Genomic DNA, 4,170 nt, shown 5'->3' with positions numbered 1-4,170 from the left:
GGACAATGCCGACGCAGAGGCGGCGGACGCCGTGCGCGCTGCATCCAGTACGTCGGTGGCCCACTCGACCGGCGGGCGGTCGAGCTGCTCGGCCTCGCCGGACGCCGTGGAGATCTGGCCGAGCAATTTGTCGATCGCGATACGGCTCGACTCCAGCGCCGCAGAGCTGGCTCGCCGGGCTTCGGCGAACCACTCCTCGATGTCGCCGAACCGAGCGGTATCGAACAACCGCTCGAGCAGAGTGCCGCGCTCGTCGCTGTCTGCGCGGAGGAACCTCGCGAACTCGCCCTGAGGTAGAAGCACGACCTGAAAGAACTGATCCGCGCTCATTCCGAGCGCAGCACCCACGGCATCGCCGATCTCGTCGAGCCGCGTGAGGTTCTGTCCCTCACCGTCGAGCCACGTCAGTGACGCCTTGGCGTTCTGCTTCGTGGTGCCGACGCCACGCTTCTTGGGCCGCTGGTATTCCGGACTGCGGACGATGCGTACCCGCCGGCCACCCAGGGTGGCTTCGAGCGCGACAGTGGGAACCGCGCCGGGCTCTGCGTGGTCGGACAGCAGCCGTTTACCTTCCCTGCGTGCACCGGGCACGGTGCCGTACAGAGCGAAGGCGACTGCGTCGAGAACGGTGGTCTTGCCAGCACCCGTTTGCCCGTGAAGAAGAAACAGCCCGTCGGCGCCGAGCGCGTCGAAATCCACCGACTCACTGCGCGCGAACGGTCCGAACGCTGCAATCTCGAGCCTGTGCAGTCTCACGCACACCGCCTCGTCATGCGGACTTTCTGGCGGGCTCGACGTATCCGGCCGCGTGCTCGGTCCCGCTGTCCGCGGCGACCTCGTCGCGCTGCACGTGCGCCAGCGCGCGCTCCAACAGAAGGACCTCGGATGCGGCAGGAGCGCCACGCATGTCGGTGACGAACGACGCCATGATCTCGCTGTCACTGCGGCCACGCACGCGGTCGGAGTAGCGAACTTCGGGATCCCCTGCCGGACGGTTCCATTCGAGATGGATGGCATGCGGGAAGCGCGTACGCAGGGTTCGCATGGCGTCGATGGGCCGCACGGCATCGGTAAGGACAGCCGACACGTAGTGGTCCTCTGCGTCGGTGAACCTGTCGCTTGCAAGGAGCTCGTCGACCGTCCCCTCGATCTGGCTGAGTCCGCGGACGACGGGCAGGTCGATCCGCTCGACCGACGCGAGACCGTCTGCATCGAGGTCTACGATCCACACGGCCTTGCGGTGGCTGCGCTCGCCGAAGGAGTACGGAAGCGGCGAACCCGAGTACCGAACCCGCTCGGTGAGGGTCTGCGGAGAGTGCAAGTGCCCCAACGCCACATAGTCGACGCCGTCGAACGCGGACGCAGGTGCAGTCTCGACTCCGCCTACGGAGATCGATCGCTCGGATCCCGTCGACTCACCACCGACGACGAAGGCATGCGCGAGAACGACAGACCTGGCCGGCCGCGACGCGCGACGTGCTTCGAGGTCGGCGGTGACACGATTCATGGCCGCAGTCAACACTTCTGCGTGTGAACGCGCCGACGGGATGTCGAGTTCGGCGCGGGTGGTGTCGGGTTCGAGATACGGAATGCCGTAGAACGCAACGGGACCGAACTCGTCGTCGATGACGACAGGGGTTCCGACGTCGGCCACGCGCGTCATGAGATGCAGGCCGCCCGCCTTGGCGAAGGCCGCGCCTGCACCGAGCCTCGCGGGCGAGTCGTGATTGCCCGAGGTGGCGACGATGACCGCGCCTGCTGCTCGGATGGCCTCGAGACCACGGTTGCACACGAGCACCGCGTCGGCACTGGGAACCGCACGATCGTAGATGTCTCCCGGCACGACGACGACGTCCACGCTCTGCGCCGCAACCAGATCCGCGATGGCACTCAGCGCAGCTGCCTGATCTGCGAGCAGGTCGACGCCGTGGAACGTGCGGCCGACATGCCAGTCCGAGGTGTGCAGGATCTTCATGAGAAACGACGCTAACGGTCCCCACCGACAAACTCCGTCAGGCGCCACGGCCAGTCGGCCCGGTCCCCGCTGCCAGTCGGCCCGGTCCCTGCTGTGTGTCGGTCCGGTCCCTGCTGTGTGTCGGTACCGTCGTGCATCATTCGGCTCATGAACGCACTGACTGCCCTGGGCATGGTCTTCGCCCTCGTACTCGGCACCGTGATGGGGTGGCTGTTGCATGCTTCGCGCACCGGAGACCGAGCTGTGCGCGCCGAAGCTCAGTTGGCTGCGCTGCGCGACAACGAGGCGTTGCTCCGTCGGTCGCTCGCCGCGGTCAACGAGGACTCCGCGCGTCGGCACTCCGGCGCGATCGGTCAGCAGGTCTCGCATCTGGTCGAGCCTTTGCACGATGCCGTGGACGCACTCACCGAACACGTGCGGCAGGTCGAGCACAATCGGATTCGTGCCTATGCGGGGCTCACCGAGCAGGTGTCGGGGATGCACCGCGCATCACAGCAGTTGTCGGTGCAGACGTCGCAGTTGGTCACCGCGCTGCGTGCTCCACAGATTCGCGGCCGGTGGGGCGAGATACAGCTGGAGCGGGTCGTCGAGTTGGCGGGCATGGTCAAGCACTGCGACTTCGACACCCAGGTTTCCGCCGACGGCATTCGGCCGGACATGATCGTGCACCTCGCCGGCGGCAGGCAGATCGTGGTCGACGCGAAGGTGCCGTTCGCCGCCTACCTCGACGCCGCGCAGGAGGAAGATGTCGACAAGCGCGCCAAGCAGATGACCCGGCATGCCCGACATCTGCGGACCCACGTGGACCAATTGGCAGCCAAGGAGTACTGGCGCTCGTTCGAGCCGACGCCCGAGTTCGTGGTGCTGTTCGTCCCAGGTGATCCGTTCCTCGACGCTGCGCTCACCACCGATTCGACTCTGCTCGAGTACGCGTTCACAAGGAACGTGATCCTTGCCACGCCCACCACCCTCGTCGCTCTTCTCCGAACTGTCGCCTACACGTGGAAGCAGGAGTCTCTGGCCGAGGACGCCGCCCGAATTCAACAGTTGGGCCGCGAGCTGTACACCCGACTCGGGGTAGTGTCCACACACCTCGACAAGCTCGGGAGCCACATCGGCAAGGCCGTCGACTCGTTCAACGCAACGGTGTCCTCGGTCGACGCACGGGTCGGCGTCACGGCCCGCAAGCTTCACGAACTCGAGATGTTCGACACCGACGTGGTGGAAGTCCGGCGCGTGGACACACGCCCGCGCACGTCCGATTCGTCCCACTCCTACGTGCAGTTCGGTCATGTCAGCGACGCAGTGGGGTGAACAGCCGCTAACCTCGGGGGGTGTCTACCTCCCAACGTGCCCGTTCCGGGGTACCGCTGGATCAGCGTTCAGCTCTTGCAACCGTGCCCGGCGTCCCTGCTTGGGGGGCAGTGGCGATTGCCGTCGGCGCGACATTTCTCGGGTTCGTCATCGACGCCGCCCGCGGAACAGAACTGACGTCTGCATTCGCGTGCTTCTACATCATCGGGGTCGTCGCAGCCGTCGTGCTCGTTCGCTATCGCGGATTGTTCACGGCGCTCGTGCAGGCTCCGCTGATCCTGTTCGTAGCCGTACCGCTCTCGTATCAGTACTTCACCGAGAACCCGGGCACCGGGCTGAAAGACATCTTGCTCAACGTTGCCATCCCGCTCGTCAACCGTTTTCCGCTGATGCTGCTCGGTACCGTCCTGGCGCTCGCGGTCGGTGCCGCCAGGGTCTTCGCGAAGCGGCAGGCAAGCCACGCACCCGCAACCACCCGCCGTTCGGTTCGCGACAAGCCCAAACCTGAATCCAATTCAAAGCCTGCGTCGAAATCGAAGCCCGAGTCGAAGGCCAAGCCCACGCGAGAGCGTGAGCAGGCACGCGTCGGCCAGAAAGAACGCCCCACCACTCGCGGCGAGCGCAGGCGGGCCGCAGGGCAAACCCGCGGAGAACGCAGCCGGTCGACCGAGCCCGCTGCACGGTCGAGGCGAGCGGGCCGCGAGCAGCCGCCCGAGGGCAGGCGGGCACGCCGCGAACGTGACGAACTGCGCTACGACCGGCCTGCCGCGAATCCGTATCGTCCGGATCGGGATACCTCTACCCGTGACGGACGTACGCGTGACGGTGCCGTCGAGCAGCCTCGGCGTCCGGCGCCGCGGCCGCAGCCACCGCGCGTTCCC

4 protein-coding genes are annotated in these 4,170 nt (G+C 66.5%); 2 read left to right on the top strand and 2 right to left on the bottom strand.

What is annotated here, in order from left to right; genetic code table 11:
• Both WBQ44_RS05945 and WBQ44_RS05940 read right to left on the bottom strand, forming a co-directional pair.
• Positions 1-756 (bottom strand): AAA family ATPase (locus tag WBQ44_RS05945; protein ID WP_495565802.1); only part of this gene is annotated, 756 nt, incomplete at its 3' end.
• 13 nt (positions 757-769) lie between these two features.
• On the bottom strand, positions 770-1,975 hold the full coding sequence (locus WBQ44_RS05940; RefSeq protein WP_495565801.1) for an exonuclease SbcCD subunit D: 1,206 nt from the start codon (positions 1,973-1,975) through the stop codon (positions 770-772).
• A 147-nt stretch (positions 1,976-2,122) separates the two neighbouring features.
• Between WBQ44_RS05940 and WBQ44_RS05935 the strand changes: the two genes are divergently transcribed.
• Positions 2,123-3,289 (top strand): DNA recombination protein RmuC, encoded by a 1,167-nt coding sequence (locus tag WBQ44_RS05935; protein WP_495565800.1) that lies wholly within the window; start codon positions 2,123-2,125, stop codon positions 3,287-3,289.
• Positions 3,290-3,309: 20 nt separating this feature from the next.
• Positions 3,310-4,170: DUF6542 domain-containing protein (locus WBQ44_RS05930; protein ID WP_495565799.1), on the top strand; the 861-nt coding region annotated here is incomplete at its 3' end.

The sequence above is a fragment of the Rhodococcus sp. (in: high G+C Gram-positive bacteria) genome (assembly GCF_049591685.1).
GTDB lineage: Bacteria > Actinomycetota > Actinomycetes > Mycobacteriales > Mycobacteriaceae > Rhodococcoides.
The sequence above is the reverse complement of the archived record's forward strand: the minus strand, read 5'-3'. Positions and strand labels throughout refer to the sequence as shown.

What these genes read in the sequence shown, in the direction of transcription:
- WBQ44_RS05935 (WP_495565800.1), top strand. Translation starts at nt 2,123, where the DNA reads ATGAACGCACTGACTGCCCTGGGCATGGTCTTCGCCCTCGTACTCGGC.
- WBQ44_RS05940 (WP_495565801.1), bottom strand. Translation starts at nt 1,975, where the DNA reads ATGAAGATCCTGCACACCTCGGACTGGCATGTCGGCCGCACGTTCCAC.